Raw genomic sequence first — 22,868 nt, 5'->3', positions numbered from 1 at the left:
GGCGCGGAACACCGGACGCGGCTATCCAATGGGGAGACGTATGAAACATGTCGTTTGGGCCGTTCTGGCCCTTGTCCTGTCCCTCGCGCCTGCGCGGGCGGATGAGCGCGCAAATGTCGAAGCCGCGGTCCAGGCGGTTTATGACGTTATTTCCGGACCGGTCGGTCAGGAGCGGGATTTTGATTCGATGCGGGCGATGTTTCTGCCCGGTGCCGCCATGGGCGCCGTTGCGCCGGGCGAAACCGGCGAGGGCGCCGGCCGTATCATATCGGTGGAAGACTATATCGAGCGTTCGGGCCCCTGGCTCGTCGAGCATGGCTTCACGGAACGCCCTACCCGGACCGAGATCACGCTCTATGGCGAAATCGCCTATGTCCGGTCGGCCTATGAAGGGATTCGCGCCGACACGGGCGAGACCCTCGTCAGGGGTGTGAATTTCATGACCCTGTTCAAGTTCGACGGCGAATGGAAGTTCGCCGCCTTGCTCTGGCGTAGCGCGGACGGGGACTGGCCCGTCGAGGCCGCTTTCGAATAGCAAAACCCCCGAAGCCTCCGGCCTCGGGGGTTCCGCAAGAATAGAAGGCGACGCCTATTCGCCGTCCGAAGTGCCCGCTTCGAGCGGGTCCACATCGTCCATCAGCTTCTGCATCAGGAAGGTGTAGAGCAGGGCGTCGCGACGGGCCGTTTCCTCGAGATTGGCCGCGGCGGAGTGACCGCCGGCCGTGTTCTCGTAGTAGAGATAATCATGCCCGACCTCCTCAAGCAGATGCGCGAACTTGCGGGCGTGGCCCGGATGGACGCGATCGTCCTGAGTTGAGGTGAAGAGGTAGATTTCGGGATAGTCCCCGTTTGCATCGACATTGTGATAGGGCGAGATCGAGCGCAGAAAGGCGCCCTCGTCGGGATCGGACGGATCGCCGTATTCGCCCATCCAGGATGCGCCGGCCAGCAGCTGGTTGAAGCGCAGCATGTCCAGCAGCGGTACGGCGGAGACCACTGCGTTCCACAGGTCCGGACGCTGGGTGTACATCACACCGGTCAGGAGACCGCCATTGGAGCCGCCATAGACGCCCAGATGGCGCGGGCTGGTGAGGCCGCGTTCGTGCAGGTTCTCGGCCACCGCGATCAGGTCGTCGTAAATGCGCTGACGGTTCATTTTCAGACCCGCCTGGTGCCAGGCCGGACCGAATTCGCCGCCGCCGCGGATATTGGCCACGACATAAGCCCCGCCGTTCTCCAGCCACAAGCGTCCGCGCGGGCCTGAATAGCTCGGACGGATGGAAACCTGGAAGCCGCCATAAGCGTACAGCAGGGTGGGCGTTGTGCCGTCCATCGGCACATCTTCCCGGCGCACGACGAAATAGGGGATCATCGTGCCGTCGCTCGAGGCGGCCTCGTGCTGTTCCACGACCAGGCCCTCGGCGTCGAACCGGTCAGGGATAGACTTGACCTGATCCACGGTCAGCTCGGCCGCATTCACGGTATAGAGCGAATCCGGCGTCAGGAAGCCTTCGGCATTCATAAAGGCAATGTCTTCGCGGTGATTGGTGGAACTGAGATTGATCGTCATGTTGTCCGGCACCGGCACGGTATCGGACGTCCACTGGCCGTCGGCATAGTGGAAGGCTTCCAGCCCGCCGACGACATTCTCGTCGATCGCGACCAGCAATGCCGAGCGTGTCGCCCCGGTTGCTCCGAGGGATTCGCGCGGACCCGGCACATAGACTGTCTTCACCTCGGGCAGTTCGCCGCTGGCGACGAAATCCGCCATGGTGAAGGACAACAGCGCGCCCTGCGGGAAGGTTGTCCCGCCATCGACCGGGGTCCATTCCTCTTCGACGGTGAAGACCAGCTCGCCCTGGTAGAGGTCCCGGATGGAGGATTTCGCCGGCAAGGGCAGGGCCATCGGTTCGCCCCCTTCCGGCAGATACCACCAAGTCGTGTCGTAGAAGGTGTCCGCTTCGGAGGCCATCATATAGACGGTGCCGTCGCTGTCTTCGGAGCGGAAGGTGAACAGGCCGACATCCTCGCGGTCTCCGCGCACAACCTCGCTGGCCTCGGACAGATCGGTGCCGCGCTCCCAGCGGTAGGCGACGGCGGGATATCCCGACGTCGTGGTATCCGCTTCGCTGGTGGCGAGGCCGACCAGCAATGTGTCGGCATCCACCCAGCTGACACCGCCCTTGGCGTCGGGGGTTTCGAACCCGCCTTCCACAAAGGCGCGGTCGGAAATGTCGAATTCGCGGCGGACGGCCGCATCGGACCCGCCGTCGGACAGGGTCAGCATGCAACGGTCATAGTCGGGTGCCAGGCAATTGGCGCCGCGCCAGACCCAGTTCCTGTCCTCGGCTTCCGACAGGGCATCGAGATCGAGAATGACATCCCATTCCGGTGCGTCGGAGAGATAGCTCTGCATCGTCGTCCGCCGCCACAGGCCATGCGTATTCTCGGCATCCTGCCAGAAATTCCAGACATAGCCGCCGTAATAGGAGCCGTAGGGAATCCGGTCCTCGCTCTGATAGATGGCCAGTGCCTGGTCGTAGAATTGCTGGTAGCGCTCATCGCCGCGCAGGCGGTCGAAGGTGCGCTCATTCTGGCTTTCCACCCAGTCCAGCGCCCGTTCGCCACGAACCTCTTCCAGCCAGACCCGCGGATCGTTTTCGGGATCGATCTGCACGATCTGGCGGTCGCTGGCAGTGTCAGGCATTTCGCTGGTCACGGTGTCGCTTTCGTCGCTTGACGGCTGGCCGCAGGCCGCCAGCGCGAGAGCGCCGGCGCTGACAGCCCAGACATGTCTTCTGATGGTCATTTCGGTCACCCCTTTGACTGATGTCGCGCGCAGTTAACCCTGTCGAGGTGCTGGACGTAAAGCCGCCTCGGCGGTATCGGAGCGGCATGAAAGCTCGACTGATGAACGGAGCCGGCAACAAATTCGTCCTCGCGGACGTGCGAGGCCGGGCCGGCGTGTTCAACCTGTCTGCACAAACAGTCCGCGAGTGGGCACACCGGCACCATTTCGACCAGCTTCTTGTGCTTGAGGACAGCGATACGGCGAACGCATTCATGCGGATCTGGAATGCGGATGGGGACGAGGTCGGTGCCTGCGGCAACGGCACGCGCGCTGCGGCGTGGACCCTGATGGAGGAGGGCGGCGAGGCCGTTGTCACGCTCGGCACGGCCGGCGGCTTGCTCGAGGCCACGCGGGCCGGTCCGCTCACCGTCAGTGTGGACATGGGGGCGCCGCGCCTGGACTGGCAGGACATTCCGCTGGCCCGGCCCATGGACACGGTGACGATGGCGTATGCTGCCGAGGCCGCCGGCTACCGGATCGAGGCGCCGGGGGCGGTGAACATGGGCAATCCGCACGCCGTCTTCTTCGTGCGCGATGTCGAAACCCTGCCGATAGCCAGACTGGGCCGCGAAGTCGAACTCGATCCGCTGTTTCCCGAACGGGTGAATGCCGGCTTCGTCCAGATCTACGATGCCGCCCATATCCGTCTGCGGGTCTGGGAACGCGGTGCGGGTATTACCGCGGCCTGCGGCACGGGGGCCTGTGCGGCCCTGGTTGCAGCGCATCGCCGTGGTCTGGCCGCGCGCCGCGCCTCGATTATGGCCGATGGCGGCGAACTCCTTGTGGAATGGCGCGAGCGTGACGGCCATGTCGTCCTGACGGGGCCGGTCGAAGATGAGGGCGAGATCGAACTCGATCTTTAGGGGGCGGACCGCAGGGGTCGCTTTTCGCCCCGGTATTTTCCCATATTATCCCCGATCCGGCCGAATTCCGGTCACGCCGTCGTGGGAGTTGGGGACATGACGCTACGCTTTCCGATCTGCCTGGCCGTCCTGGCCAGTGTCGCGGCTGCGCCGGCTCTGGCGCAGGACGACGAACAGCCGGCCACGCCGCAAACCGTGGCGATGGAAATGTTCGGCCTGGCCAATCAGGCCCTGGAAAGCGAGGACCATGAAACGGCCCGGCGGCTTCTTGAAGCAGCACTCGATCTCAAGCCCGGGCATCCCGCGGTTTTGCGCGGGCTTCTCACCGTCGCCCTGCGCGCCGGACATGCAGGGGATGCGTTCCATGCGCTCGAACGCATGGCCGATGCCGGCATCGCCTATGATCCCTCCCGTGCCGCAGAGCTCCTGCGCAGCGCGGATGCGGCACGCTACGAGGCGCTGGCCGACCGGCTCGGCGTCAACGGCGAGGCTGTCGGCAGCGCCGAGGTCGTGGCCCGTATCGACCGGTCCGGGGCGCTGATCGAAGGTGTGGCCGTCGATATCGAGACGGACCGGCTGTTTCTGTCTTCGGTGAGCGGCCGTGAAATCCTGATGCTGGAACCCTTTGCCCGCGACGAGCCGGTGGTTTTTGCCGATCGCGAGGACGGTCTGTGGTCGGTCTTCGGGCTGGCTGTCGACGATCGCTCCCGCCTGGTCTGGGCCGGGTCGGCGGCGACGGACCAGACGCCGCTGGACGAGGGAGAGAGCGGCGGCACGGCGCTTTTCGCCTTCGACCTGGTCACGGGCGAGCTCTATCGCCGCTACGAAATCGACGGGGCCGTTCAGATCGCGGATTTTGTGGTGCGCGACGGCATTGTCTACGCCTCGGACAGCCAGGCGCCGCGCGTCTATGCCCTGAACGATATTTCCGGTGAACTCGAACTGCTTGCCGCGGATCCGCGCTTTGTCAGCCTTCAGGGTGTGGCCCTTGCCCGCGGCGCGCTCTATGTCGCCGACTACGCAACCGGTTTGTGGCGTATCGATCTGGGCGATGGCGGTGTTTCGCTCGTTCGGGCGGGTGACGAGAGCCTGATCGGCATCGACGGGCTGCGGCAGACGCGTGACGGGCGTCTTCTGGCCGTGCGCAACGGAACCCGGCCCCACCAGGTGATGGCCATCGATCTGGACGATAGCGGGCATGCCGTGGCCGCGACGGAAATCCTACTGCGCGGCCATCCGCATATGGGCGGCGAAACGGGCGAACCGACGCTGATCGATCCGGCCGACGGACGGGCCTGGCTGGTCGCCAATGCGGCCTGGCCCTTTTATTCTGCCAATGAAGACGACCGGCCAGCCGGCGGCCCGGCGCCGACGGTGATCCTGGAAATGGATCTGGAGTAAACGCCGCGCTCAGTATTCGTTCACCACTTTTCTCATAATCTTGTTGCGTGGGGTGTGGGCCGTAAGGCCTGTCCGCTGCTCGAAGGAGGAGAAACATGGCGGAGGTTGATCGCGATTTTGCCGGACAGTTCATGCAAGGCATGCGCCTGACCACGGCGGAAGTCACATATTACATGCCGGACCATCCGGCCCTGCTGCAGACCTTTCTGTGGCAGACCCAGGACGTGGCTCCCAAGTTTCCGCGTCTCCTAAAGTTTCTCGACTTCTGGAAGTGCGAGATCGATGCGGTCATCCATACGGTGCGAATCGCTCACCGCGGCCTGATCGCGCCGACGGAGTGGCGCTTTGCAGACATCGAGGCACGCCTGAACTAGCGCTCCGGCTCCGTGTCGAATCCAATGCCGCAGGCGGCATTGATTACCCGGTCGGCATTGATCGCACGCTGCCGCAGGTTGAGAATCTGGTCGAGCGATAGACCGAGCGTGTCGACGAGTTCCTGGGGCTGTCCGACCTTGCGGACGTCCGGGATCGCTGCGGCGATGATCGTCAACTGATCGGCGTTGAAACGCGAGCGCGCTTCCCGGGACACACAGCCACAGGCCGTCGCGTCGCCGCCGGCATCGCGGCATGCGGTATAGACGGGATCGCCCGTTTCCCGGTCGCCGCCCCCCGGCTGCATCGCCAAAGCGATCGCCAAGGGCGCAGCCAGGACCTGCCCAGCTCCGATCATGTCGGCTCCGACTTCCCCCTTTTTTCCGGTGCCGCGGACACCATGACGCGCTCCGCTTACCCGGAATTGAAATTCGGCCCTTCCCCCAGCGCCAAGACGAGTCATAATTGATGAGGCGAGGGAAGAAGAGTTGCAAGGAGCCCCGATATGAGGCGCGTTTTGACATCCATCGCCGGGCTGGCCCTTCTGGCAGCCTGCGCGACGCCGACGCCGTACCAGGCGGCCGAGGGCGGTCGCAGCGGCTATGCGGAAAACCAGATCGAATCCAACCGGTTCCGGATTTCCTTCGAAGGAAATTCCCTGACCGACCGCGAAACCGTGGAGACCTATCTTCTCTACCGGGCTGCCGAGCTGACGGTGGAAGAAGGGTATGATTATTTCACGGTCGTGGCCCGGGCGACAGACGAGGATACGCGGGTGACGTCCACGGGATGGCGCTCGTCCTACTATTCCGCCTTCCCCGTCCACTACGCCTATTTCCATCCCCGCTGGGGCTGGCGGGGGTGGCACGATCCGTTCTGGGACGACACCAGCTACCGCGAAAGCACCCGCTATGAGGCGAGCGCGGAGATCTTCCTCGGCCGCGGTGACAAGCCGGACGATCCGAGCGCTTTCGATGCACGCGATGTGATCTCGAACCTGTCCGACGACATCGTGCGTCCGCAAACGGGCTAAATTCCGGGCTCTCGCGGGCCGGAAAAGAAGGCGCATACGCCGGCCCTGCAAGGGGCCGGCGTATTGCTTTGGCAGAGTTCACTTTCGCGATCGGGCTCGCAGCACCGTCAGCAACCGAGTGACGGGCTCGGTGGCTCCTACCGCCACAACCACCCGCGGAATATCCGCGAGAGGCCGGGCATGACCGCATAGATCATCAGCGGCACGATGACAGCGACCGTCGAAGTAACGGCCAGGAAGTGCTGGTCCGGAAACGCGGACGTCAGGGCCGGGGGAATGAAATAGACCGGGCCCAGCAGACCGGCAAATGTGAGTATGACCTGCTTGTGCCTGGGCGGTGTCCGGCAGGGTTGCGGTGCGGTGTAGGTTGGTTGCGCCATCTCTCTCTCCGGTGTTGACTGCGAGGCGCTTGCGCCGAAGTCCGGTTGCGTTGGCGTGCGCCGGGTCTGGCCCGGCTATGCCGGGTTTGCCTGTCGTGCACTCTCGCGCACCTGGCCCACGAGTTTGGCCCAGTCCATATCCAGCGCCCCGTACACGTCTCCGGCGGCCGGTGACGCGTTATCACCGAGGATCTCGACCATCAGGCTGGACCCGTCGGCTACAACGACTCCGCTTTGGGCCAGGCGGAGAATACCGGTCTCCCGCTTGGTCATGTTGAATGTCCCGCTGGCATCGACGGCGACATAGGCCTCGAACCCTTCGCGAACGGCCCGCATCGCCGGAAAGGCCGCGCAGACTTCGAGCGACACGCCGGCAAAGATGAGCTTGGTCCGGCCCGTAGCCCGGATGGCGGCTTCGACACGCGAGTCGTCCCAGGCATTGACGGTTGTCCGGTCGATGAATTCCTGACCGGGCAGGGCGTCGGTCAGCTCCGGAATAGCGGGCCCCCACAACGTTCCGGCCGAAGTTGTAGTGGTTACGATCGGCAAGCCCAGTGCTCTGGCGGCCTTCGCAAGCCCGACGACATTGTGCTTGAGTTCGGCGACCGGATAGTCGCGGATACCCGTCATCAGGCCCAACTGGTGGTCCACCAGGACCAGGGCGGCATTGTCCGCGGTCAACGGTTCGGGGTTGTGAAAAGTGGCAGTCATGGGGTGTTCCTTCAGGATCAGGTGGATTGGGGTGACGGTGGCGGTCGATCAGTCGATCCGCCCAAGCAGGCCGGCGGCGTGGGCTTTCGAAACGGCATCGACATCCTCGATCGTGCTCATCACGAAAGGTCCCTGCTGAACGAAGCGCTCCTGAACAGGCATCCCCTGGAGGAGGGCCAGCTGGGCCTCTGCCCGGGCACGGATTGTCAACGGGCGGGCTTCATCGCGGTTTCTCAGGGCGATGGCGTGACCCGTTTCCAGCTTGGTCACGGCCCCGTCGACCACGACTTCGGCCTGCCCCCGGATCGGGACGAGCACGGCCGCCCTGCCGGCGGGAAGCGTGTGCGTGTAGCGACTACCGGCGCGGAAATGCGCATCGAGAATGGTGAAGGGCAGGGCGGGTGACGAAGCGCCGGTCACATCATTGCTTTGTCCGAGCACGACACGTACTCGCGCACCGCCGTTCCGGATCGACGGCATGTCTCCGGCGGCGACATGCAATGCCTCCGGCGCGTCTTGTTTGAGGCGGCTGGGCAGGTTGACGAAAACCTGCAGTGCGTGTGTCCGCGAACCCGGTCGTGGCGCCTCGTCATGAACGGCACCGCGGCCCGCTTTCAGCCAGTAGAGGTCGCCTGGAAGCAGATCGATGTCATTGCCCAGGGAATCGCGATTGTTGAACTGCCCCTCGCTGTCCTCGAAAAGAATGGACACGGCGGACATGCCTGCATGGGGGTGGGCGCCGAAAGTAGGCTCGGTCATCGTGAAATGATCAAGCATCACGAGGGGATCCATCAGTCCGCCGAATGCCGCGTGCCGGAAGCTCCGGGCCGAAAAGCCCGATCCGATGGCAAGCGGTTCGCCTTCGACGATGCCGGACATGTCGATGTCTCCGGCTGGTGTCTGTGTCGGTGTCATCATGCGTCTCCTTCTGATGGGACGCACTTAGGAACGGAACGTTGGCCTGGAGAACTGGCAAATCTGGGAAGATTTGTTCTATAAATAGAACGATCAGTGGGTAGCGGAGCAGTGGCGCATGGACCTCAACGACTACTACTATTTTGTCCATGTAGTTGAAAAACAGGGCTTTGCGAGCGCCGGCCGTGCCCTGGGTGTGCCGAAATCGCGGCTGAGCCGCCACATTGCGCAGCTCGAGGACCGGCTCGGTGCACGGCTTATTCAGCGGACATCGCGGCAGTTTGTCGTCACCGACGTCGGAATGGCCTTCTACAACCATGCCCGGACTGCCCTTGACGCGATAGAGGCGGCCGAGACGACCGTAAGGCAAAAGACACACGATCTTTCCGGTCGGGTGCGTCTATCCTGCTCTGTCGGTATCGCGCAGTTCGCGCTCAGCCGGATACTTGCTGATTTTCTGGAGGAAAATCCGAAAGTTGACGTTATTCAGAACGTGACCAACCAGGCCATCGACCTGGTGGAAAGCGGCATGGATATCGCACTTCGAGGGCATGCCGGGCCGCTTCCGGATTCAACGCTTATTCAGACCAAACTGGCCGCCACGCCCTGGCACTTGTTCGCCGCGCCGGCATATCTGGACCGGGCCGGACATCCGGAGACACCCGACGCGCTGTTGGGACATGCCGGCCTGAAAATCGGCTGGAAGCCCGAAACTGGGCAATGGACACTACACGGGGGCGGCGACGTGACCGCCAGCATCCCCTTTCAGCCACGCTTGTGTAGCGACGACATGCTCTCGCTGAAACAGGCGGCCGCGCGCGGACTGGGTATTGTCGCGCTGCCCGCTTATGTCTGCCGGGATGATGAGGCGTCCGGCCGGCTTGTCCGCGTCTTGCCCGACTGGATCGCCGGCGACGCCCAGATCAGCCTCCTCATGCCATCCAGGCAGGGCATCCTGCCGGCGGTCGAGGCGCTCGCCGGTTTCCTGCGCCGCTCCCTGCCGGAAATCGTTCGCACCTGACACCCGGCAGGGCTGCCAATTGCGGTGCAAGGGGCCGGAGGTGAGCGGCCCCTCAATCCGCGATACGGACGGCTCCGCCCTATTTCGGAGGCATGCGGGCGCCGGCGTCCAGGCGGACGCATTCGGCGTTGATGTAGTCGCTGGCGACCATGAAATGGACCAGGTCCGCGTATTCGGCCGGTGTACCGAAACGCTGGGGGAATTGCAGGTGCGAGGCCAGCGAGGTCTTCACCTCCGGCGGCATCTGTTCGTAGATCGGTGTCTCGAAGAAGCCCGGCAGGATGGTATTCACGCGGATGCCTTCCTTGGCGAGGTCGCGTGCCATCGGCAGGGTCATGCCGTAAATCCCGCCCTTGGAGGCAGCATAGGCGACCTGACCGATCTGGCCGTCCTGTGCGGCAACCGAGGCTGTGTTGACGACCACGCCGCGGCCGCTGTCGCCCAGCGGATCGAGCGTCATCATCCCGGCGGCGGACTTGGACGCACACAGGAAGGATCCGATCAGGTTCACCGCGATCACGGTCTGGAATCCCTTGGCCGAATGCGCGGAAATCTCGCCGGTGGAGGAGGAGCGGCGGGCGGTCTTTTCGGCCCAGCCGATGCCGGCGCAATTGACGAAGACGCGTTCCTGGCCGTGGGCGTCGCGCGCCTTGGCGAAACCGGCATCGACGCTGGCTTCCTCGGCGACATTGACCTGGCAGAAGACGCCGCCGATTTCCTTGGCAACGGCTTCGCCCTTCTCCGCATTCATGTCGAAGATGGCGACCCTGGCGCCTTCGGCGGCAAGACGGCGGGCGGTTCCTTCGCCGAGACCGGAGGCCCCGCCTGTGACGATGGCCGCGATGGAGTTGTCGATTTTCATGAGGCTTCCCCTTTATCGATTTTACCGAGCGACATAGCCCGTCGGCGCGCAAAAGAAAACGCGCCGCCTGAACGAGGCGGCGCGAAGGAAGGGCGGGCGGGGCGCCTACTTGATCTTGATCGTCTTGGAGGCCCGCTTCTCCGGATGGCGCGGCAGGCTGATGTGCAGGAGCCCGTTCCTGAACTCAGCCTCGATTTTCGACGCATCAACATCGTCCGGCAGGGTGAAGGCCCGCTGGAAACGGCCATAGCGGCGTTCGCTCAGATGCACGTTTTCGCGCTTGTCGTCGTGCTCGGACCGCTTTTCTCCGGACAGGATCAGCATGTCGCCCTGCAGGGAGATATCGACGTCCGACTTGTCGAGGCCCGGCAATTCCGCCGTCACCACGTAGGCCTTGTCGGTCTCCGAGAACTCGACCGCCGGGGCCGCCCAGCCGGTTGTGGCCGTGCGGGGCCAGTCGAGGCCCGTGAGCGGGCTTCCGCGCCACAGGCTCTGGAACATGCGGTCGACATCGTCGCGCAGTGCGGCAATGGGGTCGGTCGGCCGCGCGACCTGCCGGCTCTCCGTTTCAGCAGGCGATTTCACGAGGTCACTCATGGCATTTCCTCCTTGACAGAAATCCACACCAAAAAGGGTGCCCATAATTTAGTTATGGATAATGTGGCTTCAAGCCGCAGCTCCGATGAAATGAGAGTTCGCTTGAGGCCAGCCGGGTGGTAGAGCAGAGCGCATATCGCTCGCCCCGATCCAAGGATATCCGCATGGGCCAGACCTACGCGTTATTGCTGCATGGCGGCGCCGGCGTGCTCGCCGCGCGCAGCTACGATCCCGAGCGCATGCACATGCGCGAGCTCGCCGAGGCGGGCAAGGCCATGCTGGAAAGCGGCAAGACGGCTCTCGATGTTGTGACGGAGATCGTACGCCGGCTGGAAGCGTCCGGCCTTTATGTTGCCGGCAAGGGGGCTTCACCCAACCAGGCCGGGCGCTACGAGCTCGATGCGGCCATCATGGACGGCGCGACGCAGAAGGCCGGTGCCGTGGCGGCACTGACCGGTTTTGTCAGCCCGGTCCATGCGGCGCGAGCGGTAATGGAAAAAACACGCCACGTCATGCTGGCCGGGCGCGGCGCCGAGCGCTTTGCCGGCCTGCAGGAACTCGAACGGGTCGAGAGCGTCAACGACTATTACACGCCCGCAGCGGCGCCCGACACGCGCGATATCGCGACTGGAACGGTGGGCTGTGTCGCCCTGGATGTGTCGGGCCGTATCGCCGCGGCGACGTCAACCGGCGGCACGTTGAACAAGCTGGAAGGCCGGGTCGGCGACAGCCCCATTCTGGGCGCCGGCTGCTGGGCCGACGGGCATGTTGCCGTATCCTGTACGGGACAGGGCGAGTTTTTCCTGCGCAAGGCCACGGCCAAGGATGTGTCCGCGCGTATGGCCTATGGCGGCCAGGGTCTGGCGGAGGCCGCGCAGGGGGCGATTGCCGATATCGGCACGATGGGAGGTGAAGGCGGGCTGATCGCGGTCGACGCCAGGGGTAATCTGGCCCAGCCCTTCAATTCGCCGGGCATGAAGCGGGCAGCCGTGTATCCGGACGGCCGGATAACGGTCGAGGTGGACTAGGAGAGCGCGATGCGGGGTTATTTCGGCGTTGGAGCCGAGGGTATTTCCAAGCCGATGAATCTGGGCGCCATCCTGCGCACGGCCCACGCCTTCGGAGCCAGTTTCGCCTTCACTGTCGACGCCCATCACAAGGTGCGCGAGGTGTATCAGGCCGATACCGCCAAATCCGTGGAACACGTGCCCTATTATCAGTGGGACAATGTCGAAGCGATGGCCCTGCCCGACAAGTGCCGGCTGGTGGGTATCGAGCTGACCGAGGATGCGATCGAACTGCCCAGCTTTCGCCATCCCTTGTGCGCGGCCTATGTGTTCGGGCGCGAGCGCGGCTCGCTGACCGGGGCGATACAGGCGCAATGCGCGCATATCGTGAAGATTCCGACCAAGTTCTGCGTCAATGTCTCGGTGGCCTGCGCCATCACGCTTTATGACCGGGCACTGAGCCTGGGCGGGTTCGCCGAACGGCCGCTGATGCCGGGCGGACCGGTGGCGGCGGCGGGCGCGGAAAAGAAATTCGGCGCGCACCGTTGATCCCCTGTTCAGCTCGGTCACATTAGGCTGGGTTTAACCCTTGCCATCTTAACGCCATGGATGTGCGCACAGTGTCGATTCTGGCCCCTTGAGAAGGATATGTGATCCCGTGTTTCTGCGAGCCTGTCTTTCCGCCCTTGCCCTGAGTGTCGCCGCCGCTGCGCCCGTTCTGGCCCAGCAGGAGCCGGAATTCCGCGGCGAGTATTCCGACTGGCGTGTCTTTACCCGTCCCTCCGAGGCCGGGCTGATCTGTTACGCGCTGAGCCGGCCGGCCGACAGCGCCCCCCGCGCCCACGACCATGGCACGGTCTATTTCATCGTTGCGTCCTGGCAATCCGGTGCCGTCGAGGAACAGCCCAACCTTCTGGTGGGCTACGATCTGAGGCCCACCAGCCCCCCGGAAGTGCGCGTGGGTTCCGACCGCTACGACATGTTCAGCGACGGACGTGAAGCCTTCCTGGACGATCTCGGTGACGAGCCCGACCTGGTACGGGCCATGCGCCGCGGCTCGGTGATGCGGGTGACGGCAACGACGGCCGCGGGCGTGGCGACATCCTACGAATTCTCGCTTTCCGGTGTGACCGCTGCACTCGGGCGGGTCGAGGCGCTGTGCGGGTAGGAAAACCGGCCGCCCTGGCCCGCCGCGACTGTCCTAGGCCCTGCCTTTTCGCCGCCTGAATTCCTTCAGCCGCAGCTTGGTCTTGTGGTTGGGCGGGCCTTTCGAGCCGTCGGGCATCAGGCCGCGGTAATAGCCCTTCTGCCATTTCAGCTCCGCCGCATCCTCGTCGCCCTGGCGCAAACGGGTGGCAAAGTCGGCGCGACTCCGGCGCCAAATGTTGAACTGTTCGTACGTCTTGGGGTCGGTGTGCATGTCGCGGATTTCCGGTTCGATCCTGTCGAACAGGTCGCGTCGAACGGGAAAGAGCTGGGCTATCGCCTCGCCTGCCTCGAAACGCACCTCGCCGGTCCGCGTGAAACGCCAGTTCATGGTGAAGGAATAGGGGCTCCAGTCGGTCTCGATAATGCCGGACAACGGCGCGATCCCGTCCTTGGGCGCATTCACGGGCCCCATTACCCAGATGTTCCAGCCTGGCGGCGTGCGCAGCAGGAAACCCATGTCGAAGGTGAGAATGCCCGAACCGAAATTCGCCATAGGTCCGCCCGGACGGTTTGCTGCCAGCGCATCGTCGAAGCTGACCGACACGTCCTGCACCAGTTCGCCGCCGGTCCAACGCGCCGTAAACCCGGCCGGCGTATAAACCTCCCAGCCATGCTGATTGGCCAGGGCGAGCGGCAGGCAGCGATAGGCGGAGCTTTCCGGTGTCTCGTCCATCCAGTCGCGGCGATTGCCGGCGGGACGGATCGGCGGGTCGTCCTGGGTGAGCGGATGGCAAAACAGCTTCATGGGCCCATCACATCGTTTCCGGCATCGTCAATGCAACCCCGTCATGCGCCTCGCCCCCTCGCGGAGCGCCGTGTTTTCGATTATAGGACGCGCCATGAACATGCAGCCTGCCCATTCGCTGGACCTTTCCTTCGGCCGCCCTGCCCCCCGGCCGGCCGGCCCTGTCTCGCTCGCCGGGATGACGCGTGCGCAATTGCGCGACGTGCTGATCGAGCGCGCCGGCGTAGACGAGAAGAAGGCCAAGATGCGCGCCGACCAGCTCTGGCGCTGGATCTACCACTATGGCGTGACGTCCTTCGACGAGATGACCAATGTCTCCAAGGAGCTGCGCGCGGTCCTGGCGCGGGAATTCGTCCTCGACCGGCCTCGGCTGGTCGAACGCCTGGTCTCCGTGGACGGGACCCGGAAATACCTGATCGAACTGGCGCCCGGCGTGGAATGCGAGACCGTCTTCATTCCCGACGTCGCCCGCTCCGGCGCGCTGTGTGTGTCGAGCCAGGTCGGCTGCACCCTGAACTGTACCTTCTGCCACACCGGCACCCAGGCCCTGGTGCGCAATCTCACCGCGGCCGAGATCGCGGCGCAGGTGATGATCGCCCGCGACGATCTTCAGGAATGGCCGACCTCGAACGAGAACCGGAAGATCACCAATATCGTCTTCATGGGTATGGGCGAGCCGCTCTACAATCTCGACCATGTCTCCGACGCGATCGACATCATTTCCGACGGGGACGGGATGGCCATCGGCCGCCGCCGTACCACGGTGTCGACGTCCGGCGTTGTGCCGAAGATCCGGGAGCTCGGCGAACGCACGGGCACGATGCTGGCCATTTCGCTGCACGCCACGAATGACGATTTGCGCAACGAGCTGGTGCCGCTGAACAAGAAGTATCCGCTCGCTGAACTGATGGACGCGATCCGCGCCTATCCGGGCCTGGGCAATTCCAAGCGCGTGACTTTCGAATACGTGATGCTGAAGGGTGTCAATGACAGCCTCGCCGAGGCCAGGGCCCTCGTGCAACTGCTCAAGGGCGTTCCGTCCAAGATCAATCTGATCCCCTTCAATCCCTGGCCCAACAGCCCCTATGAATGCTCGGACTGGGACCAGATCGAGGCCTTTGCCGACGTGGTCAATCGGGCCGGTTATGCCTCTCCCATCCGCACCCCCCGCGGCCGCGATATCTTTGCGGCCTGCGGTCAGCTGCGCTCGGAAAGCGAGAAGGTGCGCGCGAGCGTGCTGCGCAAGCAGCGCCTGGCGGGCGGCGAATAGGAAGCGCCGGCCCGTTTTCAGGACCGGCGCTTCCGGAAGATGGCGGCCGGGGAGGTTAGCCGCGCATCGGATCCTCGGTGACAGTGTCCGCTTCTGCGTCGATCGCGCCGCTGATCCCGGCCGGCTCCTCGAGCGAGGTTTCGGTGTCGGCCTCGACCTGCGTGTCGATCCCGGTCTGCAGTCCGGCATCCGCTTCCGGGGTGTCGGGTCGGGACGCGTCGACCGGGCCGCCATCCTGCATTTCGGCATCGGCCTCGGCGCGGGCCTGAAGCCAGGCCTCGAACTCGGCGACATTCAGCGAGCCATTGCCATCGGTATCGTGCTCTGCGAACGCGTCGTGCGACAGTTCCGGGTCGGCCAGCAAGGCCTCGTCGAAACTGACCGAACCGTCGGCATTGGAGTCCAGCGTGACAAAGGTCTGGTTGTCCTGGGCGGCTGCCGCACTGGCGCCGAACAGGGCGGCGGCGGACATCATCAGCAGCATTTTCATCTCGGGTCTTCCTTTTGTTTCGCGCGCCGGCCGTCTGACCGTTTCGCGCCGGAATGCCCTTGAAATGCGCGTACCCGCGCAGACGTTCCTGCCCAATATGGGGCAATGTCATGGCAGAATGTGGCGCCTTGGCGCGCCGTCCCGGATCGCGCTAGCGTCATGATCATGACCACCGCCCTCCTCTATCGCTGGAAGCTGAAACCGGGCCGTGACGCGGAATTCCGGGAGGCCTGGGCCGAAGGAACACGCCGCATCCACGCGGCCTGCGGCTCTCACGGGGCCTGCCTGCACCAGGACGGAGACGGGCTCTACTGGTCCTATGCGCTATGGCCGTCGGAGGGCGTGCGCAAGGCTTGTTTCAAGGAGAATGACTGGTTCTCCCAGGACTGCTTCATCGCCATGCAGGACTGTATCGCCGACCGGTTCGAGGAAATCCGGCTGGATGTCACCGACAATGAGCTCGCCCCGGGGGAAGACCGGCACGCGGTGCCGGTACTGTCGACCGAGCGCCTGTTGCTGCGGCCCCTGCGTCTGGACGATGCCGAAGCGCTTTTCCCTGCCCTCTCGGACGACGGGAACATGCGTTACTGGTCGTCGGGTCCCCTGGGCGATGTGACGGCCGTGCGGGAGTATCTGCGCTGGAATGTCGAGGGAGCGGGCGTGCAGACCTGGGCCTTTGTCCGCCCGGACACACCGGACGATGCGCTGGGCTGGGTCATCCTGATGGACCGGGGCAGGGGGGTGGCCGAGATCGGCTACATGTCCCGGCCGGACATTCAGGGCTCCGGCCATGTCCGCGAAGCCGCCCGGCGCGTGGTGAACTACGCCTTTGCCGAACGCAAGCTGCGCCGACTCTACGCCGATACCGATCCGGACAATAAGGGATCGATCAAGTTGTTGGAAAAACTGGGTTTTGAATATGAGGGCCGGCTGCGCGCGGCCTGGGAAACCCATATCGGCGTGCGCGACAGTCTGATCTACGGCCTTGTCGGGCCGGGGGCGGAATAGGCAGGGACACAGGCCGAAGCGATTGTCCCCTGCCTGACACCTACATCTCTTCCGGTTTGCGGAAACGGTAGACGAACCGGTCGGTCATGCGGCGGATGCTGTCGTCGAAGACCGAGATGTCGCGCGGATCGTCGGGATTGGCCAGCATGTCGCTCGATGCGTCCAGCTCGAACCCGGCCGCCATGATTTCCTCGCGCACCACGACCGCGTCGATCCGGTGTGTGCTTTCCACATGCTCCAGGCCGGTGCCTTCGGGCGCGTGGTGATCGATCACCAGATAGATGCCGCCGGGGCGCAGCGCATCGTAGATGGCCTGGTTCATCGCGGCGCGGTCTGTGCCGTCCCACGCGGTATCGTGATAGAAAAGCACCATGAAAACAGCATCCAGGGGCGTTTCGATACCGTTCGCGAAATCCGCCACCGGCGAGACCACATGGGTCATGTTTTCACGCTCATCAGCGAGAGCCGCTAAAGCATCGTTGGGCTCGGGAAAACGCTCGGCCACCCAGTCCGGGTTGTGCGAATAGACATGACCGTCCCCGCCGACTGCAGTCGACAGGACGCGCGAATAATAACCCGACCCGGCTGTCAGGTCGGCAATCCGCCAGCCCGCTTCCACACCGGCAAACAGCAGGACTTCGGCCGGGTGGCGGTTGACGTCGAGCAGGCGCTCTTCCTCCGGCCGGCCCGTGTCGGTGACGGCGTTCTCGATGCTCTGCGGCATCGTGTCCACGTCTTGCCAGGCGACAGTCGTAGCGTGGGAGGCAGCCGTGCACAGCGCGAGCGCGGCAGCCGCCGAAAATAGATGGCGCATTCTGTTCCCCTCCTGAATACACGGATGCATCCTGCATCCGGGCGGATGATGCGGGCGGCGGCGCTGACGCCAAAATCACGAACCCGTGACGCACGCCGGAACAATCCCAGGGCGAGTTTACGCTTGTGAAGGGGTTTGCTGTCAGGCTGGTAACCCTAACGCGGCCCCGCCACGGGACCGGATCGGGGGATCCATGCATTTCATCCTGGCCTTCGCCGCCATTCTCTCCGCCGCCGCGGCCTACCTTTATCGCCGCGAAAGCCGCCGCGGATAGGTGATGCGCCCTTGCGCGCGAGCCCGCGGGCGGTTTAGCTCCCCGGCAGGTCACTACGCCGCAACGGGGAGACCCTTATGCTCCTGCACCATGCATCCTGGCCCGAAGTCGAGGCCTATCTTAAACGCTGCAAGGGTATCGTCATCCCCATCGGATCGACCGAACAGCACGGCCCCAACGGCCTGGTCGGCACGGATGCAATCTGTCCGGAAGTCATCGCCGCCGAGGCGGGTGCACAGAGCGGTTTCCTGATCGGGCCGACCTTCAATGTCGGCATCGCCCAGCACCATCTGGGCTTTCCCGGATCGATGACATTACGGCCGACGACCATGATTGCCGCGCTCAACGACTGGATCGAGAGCCTGACCCGGCACGGTTTCGACCGTATCTATTTCCTCAACGGCCATGGCGGCAATATCACCACGATCAATGCCGCCTTCGCCGAGTACTACGCCAATTTTTCCCTCGATGCGGCGCCTTGCCCCGTGCGGCTGACCCAGCGCAACTGGTGGGAATTGCCTGGCGTCGGTGATGTCTGCCGCCGGCTGTTCCCGGCGGGCGAAGGTTCTCACGCCACCCCGTCGGAAGTCTCGGTGACCTATTACGCCCATCCCCATGCGGTGAAACGGGTCGAGATGACCCCGAAGATCGCGCCGTCGGCCAGCTTCGCCGATGCCGCCGATTACCGGCGCAACTTCCCCGACGGCCGCATCGGTTCGGATCCGTCCCAGGCGACACCGGACAAGGGCGCCGAGATCGTGGCCGCCGCCAAGGCAGCCCTGATCGGCGAGGTTTCCGATTTCTTCGGGGTGAAGCCATTGGCGCAGGCGGCCGAATAGGCCGGCCTGCCCGGTCAGGGTCTCGATTGTCCGCGCATCGATCTTCGGGATGGGCTGGTGTACCACGTCGGCGTCGTACTCGATCGTCTTGCGGGCAAGCGTGTCGGAATAGTGCGGCCGGGCATCGCCCAGGGCCGAGGCTGGCGCCAGCAGCAGGATCCGGTCGAAATCGCCGGCCGCCGCCGCCGAATTGAGACGGTCTATCACGCTGTCCACGAAGCGCGTCTTGCTCGCGGGCAGAAGGCAGGCTTAGCTTGTTAGCAAGGGGCCGGTATCGAGAGGACCGGATATGGAAAGCAATGAACAGGGCTGGACGCCCACGGTTTCGGACGAGGCCGTGGCGCGCGCCACTGGCAAGACCTGGGGCGAATGGCGAGCCGATCTCGACGGCTGGGCCATCGGGCTCGATCACACCACGCTCGCCCGGCGCCTGCGTGAAGAACACGGCCTTTCGGGCTGGTGGGCACAGATGGTGTCGGGAAGCTGGGAAATGATGACCGGCCGCCGCGATCCGCACCAGCGCGCCTGCGCCGACGGCAAATACCAGGCCTCGGCCTCGAAGGCGGTGGCTGTTGAGCCTGAAGCCGTGGAAGCGGCTTTCGAGCTGCCGGATTTTGCCGAATGGGCTCCCGAGGGGCTGTTCACGCGCACATCGGGCACGCCGGGCAAATCCGTCAACGGCACCTGGTCGGAAGGTGGACGGCTGAGCGTCTGGCTCGGCCGGAATGCTGCTGGAAAGACCCAGATATCGTTGAGTCATGAAGGCGTTGCCGACGCCGACAAGTGCGAACACTGGAAGCGTGAATGGCGGGCGGCACTGGCCCGGCTCAAGGACCGGCTGGAAGGTTGAGCGCGCGGACCCTGCGACACAGAAGTTTCATTTCTCCGTTCACGGCGTTACCGATATAGCCGCGAACCAGCCCAAGTCTTGCGAGAGGTGATGCGATGAAAGCCTGGTACTGCCTGCCCCTGATCGCCGCCCTGGCGGCCTGTTCGGCACCGGAGGAGGGAACCGGCGCTGAAAACCCGGCCGAAATGGCCGATGGCGCGTTCAGCGAGGACAATCTGCCGGTCTCCGAGGCCTGTTTCGCGGATATGCCGTCCGCCCTGCTCGAACCGGGCCAGACACTGATCGAGCGCGGCCCGTCCGGCATGGTCCGCGTGTCCAGCGCCCTGGATGGGGAAACGGCAGACTTCGCTTTCCAGATCGCCACGCTTTCCGAACCGCATCGCGAGGTCATCGATGGCGCAGCTGCGGACTTTTTCCGCGCTGCGGGCGACCGTCATGACTTTTCGACCGACGAAGTGATCTATCACCGCTCGCGCGACGGCACGTTCTGCGCCGTGATGCGCGACGAGGCCGTCGGCCAAGCGCTGACCGCGGCGGCAGCCAGTGTTCAGGCCGAACTCGATACCGCGCCCGCCGAAGAGGTCCCGGCCGGTGATATGGCGGCCGAAGACACGCCACAGGACTAGGTCTCAGGCGGCGTATACGATGCCGCCTGCGATCTCCACCGCAACCGGGGTCAGCCTGTTGTCGGCGGCCGGACCGCCCGTGCAGGCGCCGCCCGTGGCGTCGAAACTGGCCCCGTGCGCCGGACAGACCAGGGTTTCGCCCTTGTGCAAAAGGCCACGCCCGTCCGGCAGGGTCAGCGGCATTCCGGCATGAGGGCAGATGTTCGCCCAGGCCGTCACCGTATCGCCCCGCCGGACCAGCAGCACCGCCCCGCTCTCCCAATCGGCGGCACGGGCGCCCGGGTCGGGCAGATCGTCCAGCCGGGCCAGCTCGGTGCCCGGTGGCGGTTTGGGCCTCATGAAGCGGTGCCGGCGGGCGGATTGAACACCCAGCGATAGGGGGCGATCTCGATCCGGTCGAACAGGCCGGCCGCGCGATACGGATCGCCGTCCAGCCAGGTGTCCAGCTCGGTGCGGTCCGTCGCCTCGACGATCAGCAGCGACCCTGCCATCTCCTCGGCCTCGTTGAGCCAGGGTCCGGCCGCCTTGATCCGCGATCCGGACGCTTTCAGCCAGGCGATATGATCGTCCCGATGCGCCAGTCGCACATCCAGCGCGCCGGGCCGGTCCCAGGTGTGGACCAGGAAAAGCATCACGCGGTCTCCAGGGTGAAGGGGCGCGAGAGCAGCGCCTCGATGGCGTCGTCGACACTTGTGCGCCCGGCGAGGATGTCGTCCACTGCCTGGCAGATCGGCATCTCCACGCCATGTCGTTTCGCCAGTGCAACGACCGCCGGCGCGCTGGCCACGCCTTCGGTTACGGCCTTCCGGCTGGCCAGGATATCCTCAAGCCGCACGCCGCGGCCCAATGCCAGTCCGCAGGACATGTTGCGCGATTGCGGCGAAGAACAGGTCAGCACCAGATCGCCCAGGCCGCACAGGCCGGCCAGGGTTTCCCGCTGGGCGCCCAGCGCCAGGGCCAGGCGGGTCATTTCCGCAAACCCGCGCGAGATCAGTGCGGCGTGCGCCGACTTGCCCAGCTGTTTTCCTTCGCAGATGCCGCAGGCGATGGCGAGCACATTCTTCACGGCGCCGCCGATCTCCGCGCCGACAAGATCAGTCGCCAGATAGGGACGGAAGCGGTTCGTCCCCAATGCCTCGATCAGGGCGTTGCCCACGCTTTCGTCAGCACAGGCCAGCGTGACTGCCGTGGGCAGGCCCTGAGCCGTATCGATGGCAAAGCTGGGACCGGACAGAACCGCCGGCAGGGCCCGCGGAACGGTTTCCGACAACACTTCGGTCATCAGCGACAACGAGGATTGCTCGATCCCCTTGGCGCAGAGGACGACCGGCACGCCGTCACGGGCATAGGGCAGGAATGTCTCCAGAACGCGCCGCAGATGCTGGGCCGGCGCCACGGCCAGCACGGCATCGCAGGCATCGAGATCGGAGATCGACGTCACCGCCTCGACCGCTTCGGACAGCGCGACCTCGGGCAGGTAGATCGTGTTTTCGCGCTTGGTGTTGATGGCGTCGGCAACGTCCTGTTCGAACGACCACAGCGTCACGTCGCGGCCTGCCTTGGCCGCCGTCTGGGCCAGGGCCGTTCCCCAGGCGCCGGCGCCGATGACGCCGATATGCTGAAATTCGCTCACGCTTTGGGTCCTTTTCGTCCGGATCCTATGGCGGGATCGAGCTTGGCGGAAGCGGCGTCCAATGGCCAGCGGGCGCGTGCGGGCGCGTCCAGCGCATCGGTCTCGCCGCGAGCCAGCTTCTCCAGCCCGGCCAGGGCGATCATCGCCGCATTGTCGGTGCACCATTTCATCGGCGGCGCGATCAAGCGGAAGCCGGCCTTGGCGGCGGCTGCCTCCAGCGCGGTCCGAACCGCCGTATTGGCCGCCACGCCGCCGGCCACGACCAGCGGACGCGGTGTGGCGCAGTCAGGATAGTCCGCTGCGAACAGGTCCATCGCCCGCCGTGTACGGGCGGCCAGGGAGGCGGCGATGGCCGCCTGGACCGCGGCGGCCAGATCCGCTCTGTCCTGTTCGCCGGGCTGGTCCAGCCCCTCCCAGATCTGCCGTGCGGCGGTCTTCAGCCCGGCAAAGGAGAAATCACAGCCTGGCTTGCCCTTGAGCGGTGTGGGCAGGTCAAAGCGCGCCGCGTCGCCGTTTTGTGCGCAGCGCTCCAGTGCGGGGCCGCCGGGAAAGCCGAGGCCGAGAACCTTGGCTGTCTTGTCGAAGGCTTCCCCGGCCGCATCGTCCAGGGTCGAGCCCAGGCGGCGGTAACGGCCCGCAGCCTCGGCCACCAGCAATTGCGTATGCCCGCCGGAAACCAGCAGCAGGAGGTAGGGGAAATCCAGGGTTTCGCTGAGCCGGGGGGAAAGAGCATGTCCCTCGAGATGATTGACCGCTATCAGCGGCTTGCCCGAGCCCAGCGCCAGACCCTTGGCCGTCATCAGCGCGGCCATGACGCCGCCGATCAGACCGGGACCCGACGTCGCAGCGACAGCGTCGATCTCGTCCAGCGCGAGCCCGGCCTCCTTGAGTGCGGCCGCGGCCAGCCCGTCCATTGCCTCGGCATGAGCGCGCGCCGCGATCTCGGGAACCACACCGCCATAGGGCGCATGGGCGTCGATCTGGCCAAGTACAAGATCGGCCAGCACCTCGATCGAGCCGTCGCTTCGCCGGCGCAGGATCGCCGCCGCGCTCTCGTCGCAGCTGGATTCCAGGCCCAGCACGATCAGCTCGTCTGC

28 protein-coding genes and 1 pseudogene are annotated in these 22,868 nt (G+C 64.9%); 14 read left to right on the top strand and 15 right to left on the bottom strand.

Annotation, left to right across the window (positions count from 1 at the left end):
- The first annotated feature begins 40 nt into the window (after positions 1 to 40).
- Positions 41 to 535: a hypothetical protein gene (locus Q1U94_RS09835; protein WP_300543940.1), complete on the top strand. Its 495-nt coding sequence runs from the start codon at positions 41 to 43 to the stop codon at positions 533 to 535.
- A gap of 54 nt (positions 536 to 589) precedes the next feature.
- On the opposite strand, the gene Q1U94_RS09830 is transcribed toward Q1U94_RS09835, so the two are convergent.
- Entirely contained in the window at positions 590 to 2,809 is a 2,220-nt protein-coding gene (locus Q1U94_RS09830; RefSeq protein WP_300543938.1) for a prolyl oligopeptidase family serine peptidase, read from the bottom strand.
- Positions 2,810 to 2,895: 86 nt separating this feature from the next.
- On the opposite strand from Q1U94_RS09830, the gene dapF reads away from it, so the two are divergent.
- The 3 genes from dapF to Q1U94_RS09815 all read left to right on the top strand — a co-directional run bounded on the left by dapF (position 2,896) and on the right by Q1U94_RS09815 (position 5,489).
- Positions 2,896 to 3,714, top strand: a complete 819-nt coding sequence (gene dapF / locus Q1U94_RS09825) for a diaminopimelate epimerase (protein ID WP_300543935.1) — start codon at positions 2,896 to 2,898, stop codon at positions 3,712 to 3,714.
- A gap of 96 nt (positions 3,715 to 3,810) precedes the next feature.
- Positions 3,811 to 5,115: a hypothetical protein gene (locus tag Q1U94_RS09820; RefSeq protein WP_300543931.1), complete on the top strand. Its 1,305-nt coding sequence runs from the start codon at positions 3,811 to 3,813 to the stop codon at positions 5,113 to 5,115.
- A 95-nt stretch (positions 5,116 to 5,210) separates the two neighbouring features.
- Positions 5,211 to 5,489 carry a Usg family protein gene (locus Q1U94_RS09815; RefSeq protein WP_300543928.1) on the top strand — a complete coding sequence of 93 codons (279 nt, stop codon included), beginning with the start codon at positions 5,211 to 5,213 and terminating at the stop codon, positions 5,487 to 5,489.
- Here the strand turns inward: Q1U94_RS09815 and Q1U94_RS09810 are convergent.
- Positions 5,486 to 5,845, bottom strand: a complete 360-nt coding sequence (locus tag Q1U94_RS09810) for a hypothetical protein (protein ID WP_300543926.1) — start codon at positions 5,843 to 5,845, stop codon at positions 5,486 to 5,488. The two genes, Q1U94_RS09815 and Q1U94_RS09810, sit on opposite strands and share 4 nt — an antisense overlap.
- Before the next feature lie 147 nt (positions 5,846 to 5,992).
- On the opposite strand from Q1U94_RS09810, the gene Q1U94_RS09805 reads away from it, so the two are divergent.
- On the top strand, positions 5,993 to 6,520 hold the full coding sequence (locus tag Q1U94_RS09805) for a hypothetical protein (RefSeq protein WP_300543923.1): 528 nt from the start codon (positions 5,993 to 5,995) through the stop codon (positions 6,518 to 6,520).
- A 137-nt stretch (positions 6,521 to 6,657) separates the two neighbouring features.
- Here Q1U94_RS09805 and Q1U94_RS09800 read toward each other — a convergent pair whose 3' ends face one another.
- The 3 genes from Q1U94_RS09800 to Q1U94_RS09790 form a co-directional block, all read right to left on the bottom strand.
- Entirely contained in the window at positions 6,658 to 6,900 is a 243-nt protein-coding gene (locus Q1U94_RS09800) for a hypothetical protein (RefSeq protein ID WP_300543921.1), read from the bottom strand.
- 75 nt (positions 6,901 to 6,975) lie between these two features.
- On the bottom strand, positions 6,976 to 7,611 hold the full coding sequence (locus tag Q1U94_RS09795) for an isochorismatase family protein (protein WP_300543919.1): 636 nt from the start codon (positions 7,609 to 7,611) through the stop codon (positions 6,976 to 6,978).
- 48 nt (positions 7,612 to 7,659) lie between these two features.
- The gene (locus Q1U94_RS09790; protein WP_300543917.1) at positions 7,660 to 8,529 is read right to left on the bottom strand and encodes a pirin family protein; all 870 of its coding nucleotides are present in this window, start codon (positions 8,527 to 8,529) and stop codon (positions 7,660 to 7,662) included.
- 115 nt (positions 8,530 to 8,644) lie between these two features.
- Between Q1U94_RS09790 and Q1U94_RS09785 the strand changes: the two genes are divergently transcribed.
- Positions 8,645 to 9,547 carry a LysR substrate-binding domain-containing protein gene (locus Q1U94_RS09785; RefSeq protein ID WP_300543915.1) on the top strand — a complete coding sequence of 301 codons (903 nt, stop codon included), beginning with the start codon at positions 8,645 to 8,647 and terminating at the stop codon, positions 9,545 to 9,547.
- Positions 9,548 to 9,626: 79 nt separating this feature from the next.
- Here Q1U94_RS09785 and Q1U94_RS09780 read toward each other — a convergent pair whose 3' ends face one another.
- Together Q1U94_RS09780 and Q1U94_RS09775 are read right to left on the bottom strand one after the other, a co-directional pair.
- Positions 9,627 to 10,409, bottom strand: coding sequence for an SDR family NAD(P)-dependent oxidoreductase (locus tag Q1U94_RS09780; protein ID WP_300543913.1), 783 nt, complete (start codon positions 10,407 to 10,409; stop codon positions 9,627 to 9,629).
- A gap of 105 nt (positions 10,410 to 10,514) precedes the next feature.
- A complete protein-coding gene (locus Q1U94_RS09775; RefSeq protein WP_300543911.1) occupies positions 10,515 to 11,006 on the bottom strand; it encodes an Hsp20/alpha crystallin family protein in 492 nt (163 codons plus the stop codon).
- A gap of 164 nt (positions 11,007 to 11,170) precedes the next feature.
- Between Q1U94_RS09775 and Q1U94_RS09770 the strand changes: the two genes are divergently transcribed.
- From Q1U94_RS09770 to Q1U94_RS09760, 3 genes are all read left to right on the top strand, one after another.
- Positions 11,171 to 12,034, top strand: coding sequence for an isoaspartyl peptidase/L-asparaginase family protein (locus Q1U94_RS09770; protein ID WP_300543909.1), 864 nt, complete (start codon positions 11,171 to 11,173; stop codon positions 12,032 to 12,034).
- Between the two features lie 9 nt (positions 12,035 to 12,043).
- Positions 12,044 to 12,562, top strand: coding sequence for a TrmH family RNA methyltransferase (locus tag Q1U94_RS09765; RefSeq protein ID WP_300543906.1), 519 nt, complete (start codon positions 12,044 to 12,046; stop codon positions 12,560 to 12,562).
- 109 nt (positions 12,563 to 12,671) lie between these two features.
- Positions 12,672 to 13,181 carry a hypothetical protein gene (locus Q1U94_RS09760; protein WP_300543903.1) on the top strand — a complete coding sequence of 170 codons (510 nt, stop codon included), beginning with the start codon at positions 12,672 to 12,674 and terminating at the stop codon, positions 13,179 to 13,181.
- A 33-nt stretch (positions 13,182 to 13,214) separates the two neighbouring features.
- On the opposite strand, the gene Q1U94_RS09755 is transcribed toward Q1U94_RS09760, so the two are convergent.
- Positions 13,215 to 13,967: a DUF6065 family protein gene (locus Q1U94_RS09755; protein WP_300543901.1), complete on the bottom strand. Its 753-nt coding sequence runs from the start codon at positions 13,965 to 13,967 to the stop codon at positions 13,215 to 13,217.
- A gap of 100 nt (positions 13,968 to 14,067) precedes the next feature.
- Here Q1U94_RS09755 and rlmN point away from each other — a divergent pair, with 100 nt between their 5' ends.
- Positions 14,068 to 15,237, top strand: coding sequence for a 23S rRNA (adenine(2503)-C(2))-methyltransferase RlmN (gene rlmN, locus Q1U94_RS09750; RefSeq protein WP_366917281.1), 1,170 nt, complete (start codon positions 14,068 to 14,070; stop codon positions 15,235 to 15,237).
- Between the two features lie 55 nt (positions 15,238 to 15,292).
- Here the strand turns inward: rlmN and Q1U94_RS09745 are convergent, their stop codons facing one another.
- Positions 15,293 to 15,727, bottom strand: coding sequence for a hypothetical protein (locus tag Q1U94_RS09745; RefSeq protein WP_300543896.1), 435 nt, complete (start codon positions 15,725 to 15,727; stop codon positions 15,293 to 15,295).
- A 159-nt stretch (positions 15,728 to 15,886) separates the two neighbouring features.
- Here Q1U94_RS09745 and Q1U94_RS09740 point away from each other — a divergent pair, with 159 nt between their 5' ends.
- A complete protein-coding gene (locus Q1U94_RS09740; RefSeq protein ID WP_300543894.1) occupies positions 15,887 to 16,735 on the top strand; it encodes a GNAT family protein in 849 nt (282 codons plus the stop codon).
- A 40-nt stretch (positions 16,736 to 16,775) separates the two neighbouring features.
- On the opposite strand, the gene Q1U94_RS09735 is transcribed toward Q1U94_RS09740, so the two are convergent.
- A complete protein-coding gene (locus tag Q1U94_RS09735; protein ID WP_300543892.1) occupies positions 16,776 to 17,549 on the bottom strand; it encodes a hypothetical protein in 774 nt (257 codons plus the stop codon).
- Between the two features lie 351 nt (positions 17,550 to 17,900).
- Here Q1U94_RS09735 and Q1U94_RS09730 point away from each other — a divergent pair, with 351 nt between their 5' ends.
- Positions 17,901 to 18,662, top strand: a complete 762-nt coding sequence (locus Q1U94_RS09730) for a creatininase family protein (RefSeq protein WP_300543889.1) — start codon at positions 17,901 to 17,903, stop codon at positions 18,660 to 18,662.
- 48 nt (positions 18,663 to 18,710) lie between these two features.
- Here the strand turns inward: Q1U94_RS09730 and Q1U94_RS14130 are convergent.
- Positions 18,711 to 18,878, bottom strand: a pseudogene (locus Q1U94_RS14130) (host attachment protein); the annotation flags it as partial.
- Positions 18,879 to 18,951: 73 nt separating this feature from the next.
- Here Q1U94_RS14130 and Q1U94_RS09725 point away from each other — a divergent pair.
- Positions 18,952 to 19,512: a hypothetical protein gene (locus Q1U94_RS09725; RefSeq protein ID WP_300543887.1), complete on the top strand. Its 561-nt coding sequence runs from the start codon at positions 18,952 to 18,954 to the stop codon at positions 19,510 to 19,512.
- Positions 19,513 to 19,607: 95 nt separating this feature from the next.
- Positions 19,608 to 20,138 (top strand): hypothetical protein, encoded by a 531-nt coding sequence (locus Q1U94_RS09720; protein WP_300543884.1) that lies wholly within the window; start codon positions 19,608 to 19,610, stop codon positions 20,136 to 20,138.
- 3 nt (positions 20,139 to 20,141) lie between these two features.
- Here the strand turns inward: Q1U94_RS09720 and Q1U94_RS09715 are convergent, their stop codons facing one another.
- From Q1U94_RS09715 to tsaD, 4 genes are read right to left on the bottom strand one after another with little or no spacing between them, the layout of a single operon-like run.
- Positions 20,142 to 20,477, bottom strand: coding sequence for a Rieske (2Fe-2S) protein (locus tag Q1U94_RS09715; RefSeq protein WP_300543882.1), 336 nt, complete (start codon positions 20,475 to 20,477; stop codon positions 20,142 to 20,144).
- Entirely contained in the window at positions 20,474 to 20,770 is a 297-nt protein-coding gene (locus Q1U94_RS09710; protein WP_300544264.1) for a YciI family protein, read from the bottom strand. The genes Q1U94_RS09715 and Q1U94_RS09710 overlap by 4 nt, the downstream gene beginning before the upstream one ends.
- A complete protein-coding gene (locus tag Q1U94_RS09705; RefSeq protein ID WP_300543879.1) occupies positions 20,770 to 21,771 on the bottom strand; it encodes an NAD(P)H-dependent glycerol-3-phosphate dehydrogenase in 1,002 nt (333 codons plus the stop codon). The genes Q1U94_RS09710 and Q1U94_RS09705 overlap by 1 nt, the downstream gene beginning before the upstream one ends.
- On the bottom strand, positions 21,768 to 22,859 hold the full coding sequence (gene tsaD / locus Q1U94_RS09700) for a tRNA (adenosine(37)-N6)-threonylcarbamoyltransferase complex transferase subunit TsaD (RefSeq protein ID WP_366917280.1): 1,092 nt from the start codon (positions 22,857 to 22,859) through the stop codon (positions 21,768 to 21,770). The genes Q1U94_RS09705 and tsaD overlap by 4 nt, the downstream gene beginning before the upstream one ends.
- Positions 22,860 to 22,868: the final 9 nt, after the last annotated feature.

Origin of the sequence: Maricaulis sp. (assembly GCF_030149515.1) — a bacterium.
Lineage (GTDB): Bacteria > Pseudomonadota > Alphaproteobacteria > Caulobacterales > Maricaulaceae > Maricaulis.
The sequence above is the reverse complement of the archived record's forward strand: the minus strand, read 5'-3'. Positions and strand labels throughout refer to the sequence as shown.